Here is an 18,000-nt window from a genome sequence, read left to right as displayed (position 1 = left end):
TCTATGTATTTTTATATAGTAGATGATGAAAAAGCGGTTCGCTCAATGTTGGCTCAAATTATCGAGGATGAAGATCTTGGGGAGGTTATAGGAGAAGCTGAGGATGGTTTATCTTTAGAGCAACAAATGCTAATCCTTAAAAATATAGACATTTTATTTATCGATTTGTTAATGCCGATTCAAGATGGAATAAAAACAATCCGTCAAATAAAACCTTCGTTTAAAGGGAAAATCATCATGGTCTCTCAAGTAGAATCAAAAGAATTAATTGCTGAAGCTTATTCGCTTGGTGTTGAATACTATATTATTAAGCCAATTAACCGGATTGAAGTATTAACAGTTGTTCGGAAAGTCATTGAACGAATTCGTTTGGAAAAATCGATAAAAAACATTCAAGAATCGCTTAATATGGTACTAAAATTGGATAGTAATTCAAGTGCACAAGAAAAATACCGTAATGAAAAACATTTAAATACTTTTAATCATTTTCAAAATTCCATTCATTTTCTTTTGTCTGAATTAGGAATAGCCAGTGAAAGTGGAAGTAAAGATTTAATGGATATGCTAGATTATTTATATAAATATGAACAAGATAACACGTTGGAACAAGGCTTTCCCTCACTAAAAGAGATTTTTATGAATTTGGCTCAAAAAAAACTTGGGGATTCAGCTGAAGATGCTGAATTAAAAAGGTTCATAGAAGCTTCCAAACAACGGATTCGGAGAGCAATTTATCAATCATTAAACCATTTAGCATCCCTTGGACTTACTGATTTTTTAAACCCGAAGTTCGAAAATTATGCTTCTAGATTTTTTGATTTTACTACCGTAAGGAGAAAGATGACAGAATTGAATAATGAACCAACATTACCTGCTCGTATTGATACGAAAAAATTTATTCAAGTTCTTTATTTTGAAGCAAAACGAATACACCTGGAATTAAGATGATAAATGCTTGCTAATTATTATTTTCGATTAATAGATTGATAATTGTTTTCATGTTATTGGTTTTATATAGTTTTTCTAAGAGAGGATTTTCCTTTATTTCATATTGGCTTTAAAATCAGAAAATTCCGTATCGATTCGGTAGAAATGTACTAACTTAAAACAAAAGAATATGTATTTTTTACACATTAATATTCATTTAAAAAAACGAGTATTTCCACAATAAAATATAAATACATAGTAAGTTGAATTTAAAAAAAGATGCTATCTTCTAGCATCTTTTTTTCTTTAAGAGGAAATATCATTAATACTTATATTATTTGAAATTCAAATGCAGGCATATAAATAAGGGAAAAGGAGATAATATTTAACAAATTATAATTGGAAATGGTATTTTAGGTCAGAAATGTTTTTATACTAACTAGGTTATTGGTGCTAAATAAGCATAATGTCTCGCTTTTCTGCTCTTTAATCTTATCGTTATTTTTTATTAAGTACATATCGTTTTTTAGAAATCTCAATCCTAGCAGAGCATATAAATTGGGTGATAAAAATGTGGAACATAATTACTTCTTATCTTCCAGATTGGAAAGTCTTTGTACAAGCTTTTATCTTGTTTTTAATTCCGTATACTATCTCAAGATTTTTTCATTGGGTTCGTATGTCAGAGAAAGAGTGGGAAGAATGAGTTGGTGGAAGTCAAGAGACAAACAAGTGAAAAAAAATAATATTCAAAGTAAAACGAAACAAGAGCATAAACCATCTCAAAATGCAAACGTTCATTTCACAAATGATTTTGCCTCTAACTTAGAACTTATAAAGCAACAAATCGGACATAATTCTGATGTTCGCTTTCGGAAGTTTAATATTGGACGCACAGACATTCAGGCTGGGATCGTTTTTGTTGATGGTCTATCAGATAAAGAGATAATTGACAAACATATTATGAAATTACTAATGGATGATTTTTCTGATGAATATAAAAATGAATCTTCTTATGTGGAGGGGACTGTTTCAAAAGAATATATTAAAAATAAAGTTCTTACAATTAGTGAAGTAGCAGAAGTCCATTACATAAAAGATTTAATACCCAAAGTATTGATAGGTTCAACAGCTCTTTTAATTGATGGTTTAGCAGATGTGTTTATTCTTGGTACAACAAAAGCAAATAAACGAAATATTGAAGAACCAGTATCGGAGGCATTAGTCAGAGGGCCACGGGTCGGTTTTACTGAAGTATTAAGTGATAATACCTCACTTTTGCGACGACACTGTGCGGATGAGAACTTATCATTAGTAAAGCTACCAGTAGGAGAACGTGCAAAGAAAGAGTTAGTTGTCGCATTTATTAAAGATCTTGCTAGTACAGAATTGGTGGATGAAATAAAAAACAGAATTCAGAAAATTGACATAGACAGTGTACTCGAATCTGGTTATATAGAGCAACTTATTGAAGATAATTATCTCAGTCCTTTTCCGCAGATTCAAAATACAGAACGACCTGATCGTGTTATTAGTGCTTTAATGGAAGGTCGAGTAGCTATTTTGTTAGATGGAACACCATTTGTTTTAATTGCGCCAGTTACATTTAGTATGCTGCTGCAATCACCAGAAGATTATTATGAAAGGTGGCTTCCTGGTACGCTTCTCCGTTTATTACGCTTCATGACAGCTTTTGTTTCATTATTTGCTCCAGCACTGTATATTTCTTTTATTTCATTTCATCCAGGATTAATTCCCACTAAGCTCGCTATTTCTATTATCGGATCGCGAGAAGGAGTTCCTTTTCCCGCTTTAATAGAAGCGTTAATTATGGAAGTAGCTATCGAAGTTTTGCGGGAAGCAGGTTTACGTCTGCCTAAACCAATTGGACCTGCAATGGGAATTGTGGGCGGTTTAATAATTGGTCAGGCTGCCGTAGAAGCAGGAATTGTTAGTCCAATAATGGTTATCGTTGTTGCGGTAACAGCTATTTCTTCTTTTACTATTCCGCAATATAGTGTGGGAATTACGTTACGCATTCTTCGTTTTATAGCTATGTTTTGTGCTGCGATATTTGGCTTGTATGGAGTTATTCTCTTCTTTCTTTTACTTTGCAGTCATTTAGTGAAACTGAAAAGTTTTGGCGTTCCTTATACCAGCCCTGCTGTTCCATATCGATTCAGTGACTGGAAAGATTTTATGGTTCGCATGCCATTAAAAATAATGAGACGTAGACCGAAAATAATGCATACCAAAAAAAATATCCGCAAAAGGTAGCTGATGACGAAAGGAAGTGGCCTTCAGTGATTACGAAACCTAAAGACCGAATAACAACTTCACAAGCAGTTGTTATTATTGTAAATTACATACTTGGGACAGGAATTCTCACTCTGCCCAGAGCATCTGTAGAAAAAGTGAAAACACCAGATGTATGGCTAAGTGTGATATTAGGTGGGATACTCGCAATGGTTTCAGGAGTAATTATGGTCAAATTAAGTCAACAGTTTCCAGGTAAAACATTTTATCAATATAGTCAAGATATTGTAGGGAAATGGATAGGCAGGTTGCTTAGTTTTCTTATTATAGGGTATTTTCTTACAACTTCAGCCTTTCAAATTCGTTCAATGGCAGAAGTAATAAGCTTTTTTTTGCTGGAAGGAACCCCCACATGGGCTATTGTTATGCCTTTTATGTGGATAGGTCTCTATTTGATTATGAGTGGTATTAATTCAATTGCACGGATGTTTGAAATAATATTTCCTATTACTTTTTTTATTTTTTTACTCATTTCCTTTATGAGTATCGGAATATTCGAGATAGATAATCTCCGTCCCGTATTAGGTTTAGGAATTAAACCAGTGTTAGATGGGATAAAAACAACCTCTCTCGCATATACAGGTCCTGAAATTATGTTGATTCTTTTGGTGTTTATGGAACAACGAAAGAAAGCAGTAAAAGCTATTTTAGTTGGAATTTCAATTCCGTTAATCTTTTATGTAATAACAGTTGTAATAGTCATTGGTGCATTATCAATTGATGGGGTTGTAACAAGAACATGGCCGACAATTGATCTTATGCGCAGTTTTGAAATTTCTGGATTGATATTTGAACGTTTTGAATCTTTATTGCTTGTAATATGGATTATGCAAATATTTGCTACCTATACGATTAGTTATTATGCAGCTGCATTAGGATTAGCACAACTCTTTAAAAAGAGAATTCATCCGTTTATTTTTGCTTTGATTCCAATCATTTACATCATTGCTATGACTTCGAAAAATATAAATGACTTGCTTAAATTGGGGGATATGCTCGGTAATGCTGCTTTATTTTTATTTGGTTTACTGCCACTGCTTCTTCTTATTATTACGCGATTAAAAGGAGGAGTAGTGTGAAAAATAAATTTAATTATATGCGGTTCTATTTGGCTTTGTTATGGACGCTTTTGCTTCTATTTTTAACAGGATGTTGGAGCAGTAAAGAAGTAGAAGAGTTGAGTTTAACTGCAGGTATAGCACTAGATAAAGGGAAGGATTCAACAATTGAGAAAGAGGATGAGGAAGGAGGTTATCCTAAAAGAAATCTTATAACAGCTACTTATCAAATTGTTAGTTCGCAAGCACAAAGTAAAGGAAATGGACAACAAAAACGTTATATAAATGTTTCTGAGACCGGTGATTCCATTCATCAAATTGTTCGTGAGTTTTCATTGAAAAGAGAGAGCACAATGTTCAGCCCACATTTAAAAAACATTGTTATTAGTGATAGTCTTGTACGTACATTCAGTTTAGAACAATTACTTGAACAGTATCTCCGTGACAATGAAGTTCGGCTTAGCTGTATGCTCTTAATTAGCAAGGGTCTAGCGAAGGAGGTACTGGAATCAAACAAAAAAGGAGAAATCCCAGCATTTCGTTTGTCTGGAATTGCAGATAATAGAAATAGAACAACAAGGATTTTACCTCCTGTATCGCTCGCTAAATTGGAAGGAAAGATGCGGTCAGGGTCCAGTTTTCTTTTGCAAAATGTAATCTCGATAAAAGGAGAAACAAAATTTGCAGGAGCTGCTGTAATTAAAGGGAAGACAAAAAAGTTGATGGGCTTTTTAAATGAACAGGAATTGGAAGGAGTAGTATGGATAAACGGAAAAAGGAATGGTGGTGTGGTAAAAACTTTTGATAAAGAATCAAAGAAACTCATTATATACGAGATAAAGTCAATAAAAAGCAAAATCATACCACATGTTAACGGAAATAATATTTCCTTTGATGTAAACATTGAATCAGAAGGGCGTTTGTCTGAAAATTGGATGCAATCAGGAAAAGATTTTGAAAATGAATTTTTAAAAAGGGAAGAAAAAGCTATTGAAAAAGAAGTAAAGCACTTAGTACATCATGTTACAAAAAAAATACAAAAAGAATACCAAGTCGATATTGCGGGTTTTGGCAACGAATTAAGAATTAAACACCCGAGAACATGGGAGAAAGTCAAAAAAGATTGGGATCAAACATTTAGTAAAGTACCGATTAAATATCATATAAATGTAACTATACAAGATTATGGAGCGTCAAGTTTAAAACGGTGAGATACATTAATTGAAATTATATTTACATCAAAACAAAAAGTTATAAAAGTTTTAATTTGAAAATTTTTGTAACTTTTTGTTTTTTTATGTCCTTCTTATTATAGATTAAAGAAATGATTTTACCCTATACATTTCTTTTGCGTTATAAAAGTAAATCACAATAGTTACTATTGGCGTGTTATTTAACGTTAGGAAAGAGGAATCGCTATATGTCTTGAATAGGAGGGAGTTTGAAGTGCAAGCGAAAGCAGTGCAAATAGAAGAAATCTATCAAGAAATATTAGACGGTAAAAGAAGTAGGTTTCCACCGAATACATGGAAAGAAGATAGCAATAGAGAGCTATCTAAAAGGGTCACAAAATATTTAATTGAAACAATTTTAAAATGGAATGAAGAGGATATTAAACAAAAATGGAATACGCCTTTAATTATAAAATATCGATTACTCGGCGCGCTCAAACATAGTTATGATAATAGTCCCTATAAGATGATTGAAGACTTATATCCCAATAGATTTAAAGAGTGGGAGTTTGGTATGGCACCATTAAATTTTTGGACTAAAGAAAAAGCTCTTGAAGCATTAAAATGGACTGTTGAAGAAAAAGAAAAGCTAAGTAAAGTAGAACTACTCAAATTCTATAGTAAAAAATGGTTAGAGAAAAATAAACTCAGTGCACCATTAGTTATGTATTGGAATGGTAGTCCTTATGCAATGATAAATTCTTTATATCCTAATAAATTTAAAGAGTGGGAATTTAGTATGACTCCTAACAATTTTTGGACTAAAGAAAAAGCATTGGTAGCATTAAGGTGGACTATTGAAGAAAAAGAAAAATTAACTTCTTTTCAATTATTACAAGTTTACAGTGTAAAATGGCTTACTATTCATAATTTAATTTCTCCTTGTCAAATATTCTGGAATAACAGTCCGTACGCCATGATCAATGACTTATATCCTGGTCAAAATAAAGAATGGGAATATAAATTCACACCTACCGGATTTTGGACTGAAAAAAAAGCATTAGAGGCGCTGAAGTGGACTATTGAAGAAAAGGAAAAACTAACAGAGGGGCAATTACTATCTATTTACACACAAAGATGGTTAATTAAACATAAGTTATGGACACCATTAAGAAGATATTGGAAGGGAAGTCCATACAATATGTTAAATACTTTATACCCCAATCGTTATGCAAAAGATATGTTAAAAGGTTATAAAAATAAATAATGATTATATTAGAAGTCTTACTTATATCATACAATATCAAGTTTAAGATAGAGTTAATGAACTCTTAACTTAATTATAGGAGCGAAATTATATGTCACCTTTACGAGATGAAGCATTAAAAATGCATAAAGAAAAACAGGGGAAGATTGGTGTTTATTCTAAAGTTAAAGTACAAAATTCAACAGATTTAAGTCTCGCTTACTCACCAGGTGTTGCTGAGCCATGCTTAGAGATTTATAAAGATGAAAGCAAAGTATATGATTATACAATGAAAGGGAATCTAGTTGGAATTATATCTGATGGAACTGCAGTATTAGGTCTTGGGAATATTGGACCTAAAGCAGCTATGCCAGTGATGGAGGGAAAAGCTTTACTTTTCAAATCATTTGCTGAGATCGATGCTTTTCCTATTTGTTTAAACACTAATAATCCGGATAAGATTGTTGAGGTTGTTAAATTATTAGAACCAAATTTTGGTGGGATAAACTTAGAAGATATTGCAGCACCTCAATGCTTTGAAATTGAGGAGCTCCTAAGAAAATCTTGTGATATTCCTGTTTTCCATGATGATCAACACGGTACAGCTATTGTAACGATTGCTGGCCTAATTAATGCACTTAAGTTAACAAATAAAAAAATTGAAGATGTTCAAATCGTTGTAAATGGCGCTGGTGCTGCTGGGATAGCCATTGTTAAGTTGTTACTCCATATGCATGTGAAAAATATTATTTTGTGTGACACAAAAGGGATAGTATATGAACAGCGACCTATTGGAATGAATGCGCTTAAAGAAGAAATAGCTCGTATTACAAATATAGAACAGAAGCGGGGAAGATTAGCAGAGGCCCTTATTGATGCTGATGTATTTATTGGCGTATCAGCTGCAGGTGTAGTTGATGAGGATATGGTTCGTTCTATGAATCATAATCCTATTATTTTTGCCTTGGCTAACCCTACACCTGAAATTATGCCTAATAAAGCAAAAATAGCAGGAGCACTAGTAGTTGGTACAGGACGTTCTGACTTTCCTAATCAAGTAAATAATGTATTAGCTTTCCCTGGAGTTTTTCGTGGAGCCTTAGATGTACAAGCAAAAGAAATTAATGAAGAAATGAAGCTAGCAGCTGTTTATGCAATAGCTGATTTAATTTCAGAAGAAGAGCTTCATGTCAACTATGTCATTCCAAATCCGTTTGATCCTAGGGTGGTGCCACATGTAGCATATGCTGTCGCACGTGCTGCAGTAGAAACCGGTGTTTCAAGAAAAAATATCAGCATGTCTGAAATTAAAAACAATCTATTCAGGTTAACAAAAGAGACAAATATATTAAAATAAATATTTTTCTTAAGAAAATATTATGTAGTAAAGGTTATCTACTTAGTTCTTAGCGTATAAAAAGTTAAATTATGTATACCTCCCTTTCTGATATTGGTAAAACGCATATATTTATTCCTTGTGAAGTATGAAAATTAACAAAATTTTAAAAGGAGCGAGTTTAAAAGATGATTGTTCTTCAGGTAGTTTTAGCAATTTTTATTGTAGTAGGGGGATTCATAAAAATTTTCCGTATATCTTTTCAGGTAGAACATTGGCAACAATATCAATATTCATTATGGTTTATGTCTATAATTGGTTTTGTTGAAATTGTTGGAGCAATAGGTATAATCGGTGGTATTTGGAATCAATACTTAGCGCTAGGAGCAAATACATTAATAGCAGTTCTCATGGTCGGAGCTATTCATGCTCATATGTTTCGAGCAAAACAATCTATTTTAATGGCAATTCCTGCATTACTTTGTTTCATACTATCTATGGGGATAATTATTTGGAATTTAAATACATTTTCTTAAGCTTAACTATAAATTGTTAAAATAAGTAATTATTAGAGGGATGTGTAAGCTCTATTTAAAATGTTGAATAGTTAAAGATTATTAATTCATAAAAATTATCACCATTTTACTCTCGTTTTTAATAGTTCTATGAATAGAAAGTCTCTTCATTTTTTTAATGCATGCTTGTAAACGAAATACGAAAACATAACTCATTATAGGAAGGAGAATTTTTAAACTCTATTGATAAACCAAGTAATTGTAATAGCCCTTATTTAGAATAATAATTTCAAAATCAATAAAATTTAGAGTAGAAGGAGTAAGAGCAAATTATTATGAATAAACAGATAGGATTCATCGGATGTGGAAACATGGGTATTGCTATGATAGGTGGGATGATTAAAAAAAATATAGTTTCTCCAGATCAAATAATTTGTTCAGATTTAAATGTCATTAATTTAAAAAATGCTAGTAATGAATATGGCATAACTATAACTACTAACAACAATGAAGTCGCTAACAGCGCTGACATTTTAATTTTATCAATCAAACCAGATTTATACTCATCGGTAATTAACCAAATAAAAGATCAAATAAAAAATGATGTAATCGTTGTAACTATTGCTGCAGGAAAAAGTATTAAGAGCACTGAGAATGAATTTGGTAGAAAGTTAAAAGTTGTTAGAGTAATGCCTAATACACCGGCACTTGTTGGAGAAGGAATGTCTGCGTTATGTTTTAATGAAATGGTTACAGAAAAAGATATAAAAGAGGTACTGAACATATTTAATATTTTCGGCCAGACGGAGGTCATAAATGAAAAACTAATGGATGTTGTTACATCTATTAGTGGTTCTTCTCCAGCATATGTGTATATGTTTATAGAAGCCATGGCAGATGCTGCTGTACTTAGCGGTATGCCGAGAAAACAAGCTTATAAATTTGCGGCTCAGGCTGTATTAGGTTCTGCAAAAATGGTATTGGAAACAGGAATACATCCAGGTGAATTGAAGGATATGGTTTGTTCTCCAGGTGGAACGACGATAGAGGCTGTAGTAACGCTAGAAGAAAAAGGTTTAAGAACAGCTATCATTTCAGCTATGAAACGTTGTACGCAAAAATCTATGGAAATGTCTAGTTTAACTAGTAAGTGAGAAGCGAATTTATATAATATTTTAAATCTATTTAATGTAAAAGAAATATTATGAGGCTAGTTAATAACTAAGTAAATTTATATACAACACTAACGAGAAGAATAAACCTTATTTTAAAGGGGATACAGAAAATATGAGTAATTTACTAAAAAAGAAATCCGTTACACAATTGTTAGAGCATAATCAAAGCAAGACTTTAACGAAAACATTAGGAGCATTTGATTTAATTATGTTAGGGGTAGGCTCGATAGTTGGAACGGGCGTTCTTGTGTTAACTGGATTAGTAGCAGCAAGAAATGCTGGCCCAGCAGTTGTTTTTTCATTTATACTTGCAGCAATTATATGTGGATTTATAGCATTATGTTACGCGGAAATTGCTTCTACACTCCCGGCGTCTGGTAGTGTATATACATACTCATATGCAACAATTGGTGAGTTTGTTGCTCATCTAGTAGGTTGGTCATTGCTATTAATATATATCGTGGCAACAGCGGCTGTCGCTGCTGGATGGACAGGCTATTTCCACAATTTAATAAAGGGATTTGGATTAGAGATACCTAAAGCTCTAGTAACGATTCCTTCGCATGGTGGTATTGTGAATCTACCAGCAGTAATCATTACATTGATATTAGCATGGATGTTATCCCGTGGTACGAGGGAAAGTAAACGAATCAATAATACAATGGTATTGATTAAAATTGGAATGATTTTGTTGTTTATTACGGTTGGTATATTCTATGTAAAACCAATGAACTGGATACCAATTGCACCATACGGTTTAAGTGGAGTTTTTACGGGTGGAGCAGCTATTTTATTCGCTTTTACGGGTTTTGATATATTAGCAACTTCAGCAGAAGAAGTAAAAGATCCGAAACGTAATCTTCCGATCGGTATTATTGCATCATTAATCATATGTACAATTATTTATGTTATGGTATGTCTTGTTATGACAGGAATGGTTTCCTATAAAGAATTAAATGTTCCTGAGGCGATGGCTTATGTAATGGAAGTTGTAGGACAAGGAAAAGTCGCTGGTGCAATTGCTGCAGGTGCTGTAATTGGCCTTATGGCTGTTATTTTTTCCAATATGTATGCGACAACACGAGTATTCTTTGCAATGAGTCGTGATGGATTGTTACCGAAATCATTTGCGAAAGTTAATAAGAAAACTGGAGCACCCACTTTTATAACTGGATTGGCAGGAATAGGGAGCTCTATAATAGCTGGGTTTATTGATTTGAAAGAATTAGTTAATTTAGTTAATATCGGTAGTTTGGTGACGTTTGCGTTAGTTTGTCTATCAGTTATTATTCTACGTAAATCACACCCAAATTTAAAACGTGGATTTATGGTACCTTTTGTACCTGTATTACCATGCGTTGCAATTGTATGCTGTGTGTTTTTAATGCTAAATTTACCGTTAAGGACATGGGTGTACTTTAGTATTTGGATTACTATTGGGGTAGTAATATATTTCCTTTATTCGATAAAACACAGTAATTTAAATGAGGAAACGATCTCGAAATTACATGATAAAATTGCGAGATAATAACGATAGAAAATTTTATTAATAATCATATTGATAGTTGAGGAACATAGAAACAGTTTTTTGACATTTAGCAAGAGATAAAATAAGAGATGCTAGGGCAGCTAAGTACTTTTTTAGAAACCTTGCTTGTTTTTTACGATTTAAAACTGCTAAGGAGAGAGAAGTATGAGTGAATTGCATTTTATGAGTATAGAAGAGTTAGATAATAAATTGAAAAAATCTGACAGTGGTATTTATTTCATTAAAGATTATAATGACAATATTATTTATGTAGGCAAGGCTTTTAGTATAAAAAGTAGAGTATTAGCTCATTTTAATAGTTATTCCAATATTGAGGAATATGTACATTTATTTAATAAAGTAGCGTATCTCATTGAAGATAGTTTGTTAAAACGCTCATTGTTACAAGTTACTTATATGATTAAATATAAACCAGTATTAAACAAAGAAGTACAAAAAGAATTCCCAGAGTTGTATACTCAATACATTAAGCAGACAAATAAAAAATCTATGTTGTTAGAAATTGATGAAGCTAAAGAAAAAGGGGATGAGTTAAAGAATAAATTAGTAAAATTAGTGGGTGGAAAAACTATGTTTTATGACATAATTTCTCTGTTAAACAATGGATATAACTATCATGTCCTCGCAAAAGTATTGAACATAGAACTTCAAACTTTAATTATAATAAAAGAACACCGAAATAAATTCCCGATACCACATAATTATAAGAGGACAATAAAACATCAAGATATAATGTATGCTTTATCTGGAAAAAAGAATTTAAGTACTTCAAGGTTAAACACTTAACTTTAAAATAGTAAATTCGTTGCTTTTGTAGCTTTTATTGTTATATTGAAATGCAATGTACATTTGTGTTTCAAATTTAATTGGTGGAATAAGGGGAGGGAAAGGGTTCCTATAAAAATACTGGAATAAATTAGGTTACTCATGTATAAATAGCATAATTAGGTACATGTTATTTATAAATATTCAAAGATGCGAAAGTAATACAAATGAAATTCTTATTTCTGCTACTACAAGTACTATTGAGCAAATGAAGTATGAAATTGCTTTTGAACTAGGAGTCACACTGGGACCTGATACATCACATCATCTGCAAATGGTTCGGATCGGTGGAGAGATTACAAAACGCTTAGTTCGAATGGCTGAAAAACAGTTAACAGGTCAATACAGAGTACACTAAGAAAATAATCCGTATATATATATGGATTATTTTTCCTTTAATTTACAAAAAAATAAATTTCGAAATTGAAAAAACCTCTCAGATTCCTTTGTAATAAACTTTTTTAGTTGTGTTAATGACATAGGTATCAAAAGATAATAAACCTGATATGAACGATGTATGATCCTTTAAAAGAGTTTTGGTGTTATTTGTAATTTTAATTTCATAATACTTAAGCCGATATAATAAAATGTTTTATGTCTAAATTGACATAAAGTAATAATTATTAAGTGATATTTCTTTTTTATAGAATAAGTAAAAACTGATATTGTAGTAATTACTGTTTTGAGGTCAATTTACTGTGCACCTTAATTATTGAAGTTTTTTTGTTGATTAACAACTATTGTATTTGGAAATTAATAATAAGTTTATCCCGCTATTTGTGGGCAGTAAGACCTCCACCTCAAAATTCAGCGGAAGCAAAGAAGTTAGGTGGGGGGCGGGCTGCCCGTAAAAGCCCGATTGGTGAGGGCTAATAATCAGTGGGGATGAACAAAACCCCCACTGATTAAAGTTTCACTTTATGTGATGCGGTAATAAAACTATCTAGTTTGCTATTCTTAGTATTTGTAAAGTCTATATATTTTTTCCTCTTTTGTGGAAAGTAAAACTATTGTTACGACCAGTAATATAGTGTCATTTTTTTGAATATTCCATTCGTTTTTTATTTTTAGTTGATGAAAAGACCTTTCTCTCAATTAAATGTTTAATTGAGTACTTGAATTTCCTCCACCTTGTACTTTTCAAAGTATAGTGCTTCAAAAATAGCCGTATCGCTTTCATCTGTTTCCAATTTCACAACTTCTTTATTATCTTTTTCTAAAATTTGGAGAAAAATAGTTTTTCAGTTTCACATTTAAATTAGCAGTATTTATTTTTTGAATTCAATTTGTATAAATGATTGAATTGGAACTTTGACTGTTGTTTCTTGCGGTGGTACAGTACCTCTTTTTACTTTCGCTTTATTTTAAATCTTTTTCCAGCTTGGTCCTCGCATTGACTACCACTGTATTTTGTAGTACTTCACTGTTTTCTCAAGTTCAATAATATATCTTGTAGAATTAAGAAAAGAACTTAGTGTATTTCCTTTACTTATCTACTCTGATATTTAGATGCTAACTACAATTAAATAATATATGATTTTTATAAAAAAGATATAGTAATATTTTGTTGTGAATTGTACTAATTTGATATTTTATAGTATTATTTGTCGTGAATTATTTATAACAGAATATATTTTATGGATCTATAAAGGAGAATGTAATGAATACTTCCATCGATATACAACACTTGTGTGATCTTGCACATAAAGCATTTAATGCCCCTGTGCATATTTTGTCTACAGACAGAAAAATTTTATATCATTCTACATCTGATAATGTTTGTAGTCCTTTTTATTCTTCAAAAGAAGAACATCTTAGTGATATTTATCAAGAAAACGATCCCTTTAACTTGCCACTTTTCCGAAGTAACAACTATCTTGAAAATTTTGTTCTAATTCATATAGAAAATCATGATGATATTAAAGGGACTATTATAATCGGTCCTACTATACATTCAAAAGATTCAGATGATATGATCATAAAATTTCAGAAAGAATTTAAATCAAATGATAACATTCAAGAAAGACTTGCCTATTATCAGTGTTTATCTGAGATTAAAAAAACTACATTAATTGATATGGGAATTTTATTACATTACATGATTTTCAATGAAAAGTTAGATGTAGATATTGTCTTGGAAAAAAATAAAGTACTAGAGGAAACTCCTAATAAAAATGTGAAACCTGATTTATATATTTTAAAACGTCGACAAAACAAACCTAAAACGCACAATATGGCATTAGTAAATGATTTCTTTTCGACTATCAAAGAAGGAAATAAAAAAAAGTTAATACAGTATATGTATGCGGTTTCGCAAGAAGATGTTGAACTTATGCTAGTAGAGGATCCGCTCAGGAATCAAAAAAACCTTGGAATTATTGCGATTACCTTAGCCACTCGATATGCAATAGAAGGAAATCTGCCACCAGATATTGCTTTTGCCCATAGTATTTTATATATACAAACCCTAGAACAATTAGATAATGTAGAATCTGTAAAGCGATTATCAGGGGACGCTTTACGTACCTTTGCAGATCGTGTGAAAGAATACAATGCAAAAAAGTATTCTTACGCGGTTACTACATGTATAAAACATATTAATAAAAATGTTTACGATGGAATATCTCTGAATGAACTTGCTAATCATTTAGAAATTACGCCTACTTATCTGTCTAAACTATTTAAAAAAGAAATGGGAATTACTTTAAGCGAATATATTCAAAGGGAACGAGTGGAAGAAGCAAAGAAATTATTAACCCTCACTACTTATTCGTTATCAGATATCTGTGCTTGGCTTAACTTTAATGACCAAAGTTATTTTATAAGAGTTTTCAAAAAAATCACTAGCATGACTCCTAGGCAGTACCGTGAAAAATATACAATAATATAAGCTTGTTATTTGCTGTCTCCAATGTAAAGACTTAAACATGGGTGTAAGTATCCCAAAAGATGAAAATACTGGACTTATTACTCTAGGAAGAGTTTGTGATTTGTCTAGAAAAAGAACTTGTATTCAAATAGACGTATAAGATTAACCAGATATTATCTTGTTAGCGGAACAGTTTCAATTTTTAGGAGTTAGAAAAATAATGGAGAAACAAAGTATATCTATTTTTTTAATAACAATCATGTGCTGAATTTATCCCGCTATTTGCCGGGCAGTAAGATCTCCATCTAAAAATTCAGCGAAAGCAAAGAAGTTAGGTGGGGGGCGGGCTGCCCGTAAAAGCCCGATTGGTGTGGGCTAATAATCAGTGGGGATGAACAAAACCCCCACTGATTAAAGTTGCACTTTATCGGTATAGTTCTGAATCAGATAAACTAGTCTGATGTCAGCTCAAACAAATAGCTCTTGAAGACTTTATAAACACATATGTGAGCAAAAGCTCAATGGAAATCTTTGTACCATATTGTTAATTTGAAAAAATACACTAACCGTTATTTTGCAAAAGGGAATAAAAATACAGAAGGCTGCAAAGTGTTCCAAGGAAGCTTTGCAGCTTTTTTGTAATTTAAAACCTATGTTTATAACGAAGATAAGTTTATAGACTAATATCTTCATATTAGATATTTATTAATAATGATATTAGGATTTTTTTGTGAAAAATCAACAATATAACATATATTACTAAATATATCTACATTTTATGCAATTATACATAAGTAAATAAAGGTAAAAAAGTATAAAAAGACCTATTATATTATTCTATAAGTATTTTTTCTAAAATAAAATTTCTTGGTTGAGCTAAAATAGTTATTTTTAACCGTATACACATTAATTTGTAATCATTCCAATTACAGAAATGAAATTTACGAATAACTATATTTATATAATTTTTTTCGGGACATATTTTTATTTAACAGTGAATTATCGAGCTTAATCGACAAAATTTTTCTATTTACGCATTAAAAATTTAATGTTTTAATGAACAACATAACTGGTATGACCAGACAGAAAGGAGAAGGTTACGCTAATAGGAATTATAGTGAAGTTGTAAGTAACATTATGTTGGAAATGTTTTTCTGAATAGTCTTTTTGTTTACGAGAGGTCAAGAATCAAATTGGTAATAAACGTGTTCTAAGTTTCTGCATAACAAAAGTGAAGTTATTCCGCAATAAAAGTATAAGCAATGTACAGTATAATTTCACCTTTTGTTGTCTAGTAAGGAGTTTGCTGACAAAACTAAGAGGGATATTATCAAATTGAAATTAAACAATGTTATGACAAGATTAACTGTAAGCATTGGTTTATTGATCCTCACGATTCTGTAAGTTAAACCGCAACTTTAGGAAAGAATTAATAATTTACTACTCATAAGGTGCCTGATTCAAATATAGTTAATAAATTTTTGTTATTTATATTTAAAAAAATAGAGTATCGAAATGAGAGATAAATAAAATCCTTACATCCTATTAGAAGTAAAAAACAACGATATTAACGTATCTGAAAGATTTCTCCTTCTTATCCAGTTTACAAAGAGAGCGGTCGTACAAGTTATATGAATTAAGTTATAAAAACAATGGTAAAGGAGTGTACGGAATGAAAACTAAAATAATGACAGGATTTTTAATAACATCCATTGTAACTGGAGCAACTATTCCTATCAATACTCTTGCAACACCAATCGTTCAAGCAGAAACTCAACAAGAAAACATGGATATTTCTTCATCATTACGAAAATTAGGTGCACATTCTAAATTAGTCCAAACGTATATTGATCAATCTTTAATGAGTCCTAATGTACAGCTAGAGGAAGTGCCAGCTTTAAATACCAATCAATTCCTAATCAAACAAGATATGAAGGAATGGTCATCGGAACTCTATCCACAGTTAATTCTATTAAATTCAAAAAGTAAAGGATTTGTAACAAAATTTAATAGTTATTACCCGACATTAAAATTGTTTGTAGACAATAAAGAAGATAGAGAAGGGTTTTCGGATAGACTTGAAGTACTTCAAGAAATGGCTATGACGAATCAAGAAAATGCGCAACGACAAATCAATGAATTAACAGATCTTAAATTACAGCTTGATAAAAAATTAAAAGATTTTGATACTGATGTGGCAACTGCGCAAGGCATACTAAGTACAGATGGAACAGGAAAAATAGATCAGTTAAAAAATGAAATATTAAATACCAAAAAAGCAATTCAAAATGATTTACAACAAATTGCATTAATACCAGGAGCTTTAAATGAGCAGGGATTTGCTATATTCAAAGAAGTTTATAGTCTTTCAAAAGAAATTATTGAACCGGCTGCTCAAGCAGGGGTGGCAGCGTATAACAAAGGAAAAGAAATTAACAACTCTATTCTAGAAGCGGAGAAAAAAGCGGCGCAAGAAGCGACAGAACAAGGTAAAACTGCTCTAGAGATTGAATCAGCAAAAAAAGCAGCTCGTGAAGCAATTGAGAAAAGCAAACAAGGTGAAATAGCAGCCGCAGCCGCAGCAAAAACACAAGAGTATGACCTGATGAAAGCCATTGATACCGAAAAGATTAAGAAAACATTTGGCGTTTTTGCTGAAGTAAATAAATTAACAGCAGAACAGCGAGCATATTTAGATGATTTAGAGAAACAAAATCAAAAAATATATGATTTAACAACGAAATTATCAATAGCTGATTTACAAAAATCAATGCTTCTTCTTACACAAAATGATTTGCATACGTTTGCAAATCAAGTAGATGTAGAACTTGATCTACTAAAGCGCTATAAAGAAGATTTAAATCTAATAAAAAATAGCATTACAAAATTATCTACTAATGTTGATACAACTAACGAGCAGTCTCAAAAAGATACATTAAGACAATTAAAAAATGTAATAAGTTACCTTGAAGAACAAGTATATAAATTTTAATATTGCGTTTTTTGGGAATT

14 protein-coding genes are annotated in these 18,000 nt (G+C 31.4%); 13 read left to right on the top strand and 1 reads right to left on the bottom strand.

Features of this window, described 5'->3' with window-relative positions:
- Positions 1-3: 3 nt before the first annotated feature.
- The 11 genes from EBQ15_RS10725 (at position 4) to EBQ15_RS10670 (ending at position 12,477) form a co-directional block, all read left to right on the top strand.
- Positions 4-948, top strand: coding sequence for a response regulator (locus EBQ15_RS10725; RefSeq protein WP_000274074.1), 945 nt, complete (start codon positions 4-6; stop codon positions 946-948).
- Between the two features lie 681 nt (positions 949-1,629).
- Entirely contained in the window at positions 1,630-3,204 is a 1,575-nt protein-coding gene (locus EBQ15_RS10715; protein WP_000119228.1) for a spore germination protein, read from the top strand.
- 26 nt (positions 3,205-3,230) lie between these two features.
- A complete protein-coding gene (locus EBQ15_RS10710) occupies positions 3,231-4,322 on the top strand; it encodes a spore germination protein (protein ID WP_000628986.1) in 1,092 nt (363 codons plus the stop codon).
- A complete protein-coding gene (locus EBQ15_RS10705) occupies positions 4,319-5,512 on the top strand; it encodes a Ger(x)C family spore germination protein (protein ID WP_000790798.1) in 1,194 nt (397 codons plus the stop codon). The genes EBQ15_RS10710 and EBQ15_RS10705 overlap by 4 nt, the downstream gene beginning before the upstream one ends.
- A 235-nt stretch (positions 5,513-5,747) precedes the next feature.
- Entirely contained in the window at positions 5,748-6,740 is a 993-nt protein-coding gene (locus EBQ15_RS10700; RefSeq protein WP_001148034.1) for a DUF4046 domain-containing protein, read from the top strand.
- Between the two features lie 91 nt (positions 6,741-6,831).
- The gene (locus EBQ15_RS10695) at positions 6,832-8,076 is read left to right on the top strand and encodes an NAD(P)-dependent malic enzyme (RefSeq protein ID WP_000074776.1); all 1,245 of its coding nucleotides are present in this window, start codon (positions 6,832-6,834) and stop codon (positions 8,074-8,076) included.
- 167 nt (positions 8,077-8,243) lie between these two features.
- Positions 8,244-8,591, top strand: coding sequence for a DoxX family protein (locus EBQ15_RS10690; protein ID WP_000636507.1), 348 nt, complete (start codon positions 8,244-8,246; stop codon positions 8,589-8,591).
- Between the two features lie 314 nt (positions 8,592-8,905).
- Positions 8,906-9,724, top strand: a complete 819-nt coding sequence (proC, locus tag EBQ15_RS10685) for a pyrroline-5-carboxylate reductase (protein ID WP_001041294.1) — start codon at positions 8,906-8,908, stop codon at positions 9,722-9,724.
- Between the two features lie 133 nt (positions 9,725-9,857).
- Positions 9,858-11,273, top strand: a complete 1,416-nt coding sequence (locus EBQ15_RS10680) for an amino acid permease (RefSeq protein ID WP_000067458.1) — start codon at positions 9,858-9,860, stop codon at positions 11,271-11,273.
- Between the two features lie 165 nt (positions 11,274-11,438).
- Positions 11,439-12,080 carry a GIY-YIG nuclease family protein gene (locus tag EBQ15_RS10675; RefSeq protein ID WP_001292158.1) on the top strand — a complete coding sequence of 214 codons (642 nt, stop codon included), beginning with the start codon at positions 11,439-11,441 and terminating at the stop codon, positions 12,078-12,080.
- 166 nt (positions 12,081-12,246) lie between these two features.
- Positions 12,247-12,477 (top strand): alpha/beta-type small acid-soluble spore protein, encoded by a 231-nt coding sequence (locus EBQ15_RS10670; protein WP_000897397.1) that lies wholly within the window; start codon positions 12,247-12,249, stop codon positions 12,475-12,477.
- 745 nt (positions 12,478-13,222) lie between these two features.
- Here EBQ15_RS10670 and EBQ15_RS10665 read toward each other — a convergent pair.
- Positions 13,223-13,354: a peptidase gene (locus tag EBQ15_RS10665; RefSeq protein ID WP_082186597.1), complete on the bottom strand. Its 132-nt coding sequence runs from the start codon at positions 13,352-13,354 to the stop codon at positions 13,223-13,225.
- 425 nt (positions 13,355-13,779) lie between these two features.
- On the opposite strand from EBQ15_RS10665, the gene EBQ15_RS10655 reads away from it, so the two are divergent.
- Positions 13,780-15,009: a helix-turn-helix domain-containing protein gene (locus EBQ15_RS10655; protein WP_001097929.1), complete on the top strand. Its 1,230-nt coding sequence runs from the start codon at positions 13,780-13,782 to the stop codon at positions 15,007-15,009.
- 1,651 nt (positions 15,010-16,660) lie between these two features.
- Positions 16,661-17,980 (top strand): hemolytic enterotoxin HBL lytic component L2, encoded by a 1,320-nt coding sequence (gene hblC, locus EBQ15_RS10650; protein ID WP_000850224.1) that lies wholly within the window; start codon positions 16,661-16,663, stop codon positions 17,978-17,980.
- Positions 17,981-18,000 lie beyond the last annotated feature (20 nt).

It is taken from the genome of Bacillus sp. 2D03 (assembly GCF_003946765.1).
GTDB classification, from domain to species: domain Bacteria; phylum Bacillota; class Bacilli; order Bacillales; family Bacillaceae_G; genus Bacillus_A; species Bacillus_A cereus.
The sequence above is the reverse complement of the archived record's forward strand: the minus strand, read 5'-3'. Positions and strand labels throughout refer to the sequence as shown.

Coding starts and splice junctions, on each gene's coding strand:
- proC (WP_001041294.1), top strand. CDS start 8,906: ATGAATAAACAGATAGGATTCATCGGATGTGGAAACATGGGTATTGCT.
- EBQ15_RS10655 (WP_001097929.1), top strand. CDS start 13,780: ATGAATACTTCCATCGATATACAACACTTGTGTGATCTTGCACATAAA.
- EBQ15_RS10670 (WP_000897397.1), top strand. CDS start 12,247: ATGTTATTTATAAATATTCAAAGATGCGAAAGTAATACAAATGAAATT.
- EBQ15_RS10715 (WP_000119228.1), top strand. CDS start 1,630: ATGAGTTGGTGGAAGTCAAGAGACAAACAAGTGAAAAAAAATAATATT.
- EBQ15_RS10690 (WP_000636507.1), top strand. CDS start 8,244: ATGATTGTTCTTCAGGTAGTTTTAGCAATTTTTATTGTAGTAGGGGGA.
- EBQ15_RS10725 (WP_000274074.1), top strand. CDS start 4: ATGTATTTTTATATAGTAGATGATGAAAAAGCGGTTCGCTCAATGTTG.
- EBQ15_RS10680 (WP_000067458.1), top strand. CDS start 9,858: ATGAGTAATTTACTAAAAAAGAAATCCGTTACACAATTGTTAGAGCAT.
- EBQ15_RS10695 (WP_000074776.1), top strand. CDS start 6,832: ATGTCACCTTTACGAGATGAAGCATTAAAAATGCATAAAGAAAAACAG.
- hblC (WP_000850224.1), top strand. CDS start 16,661: ATGAAAACTAAAATAATGACAGGATTTTTAATAACATCCATTGTAACT.
- EBQ15_RS10675 (WP_001292158.1), top strand. CDS start 11,439: ATGAGTGAATTGCATTTTATGAGTATAGAAGAGTTAGATAATAAATTG.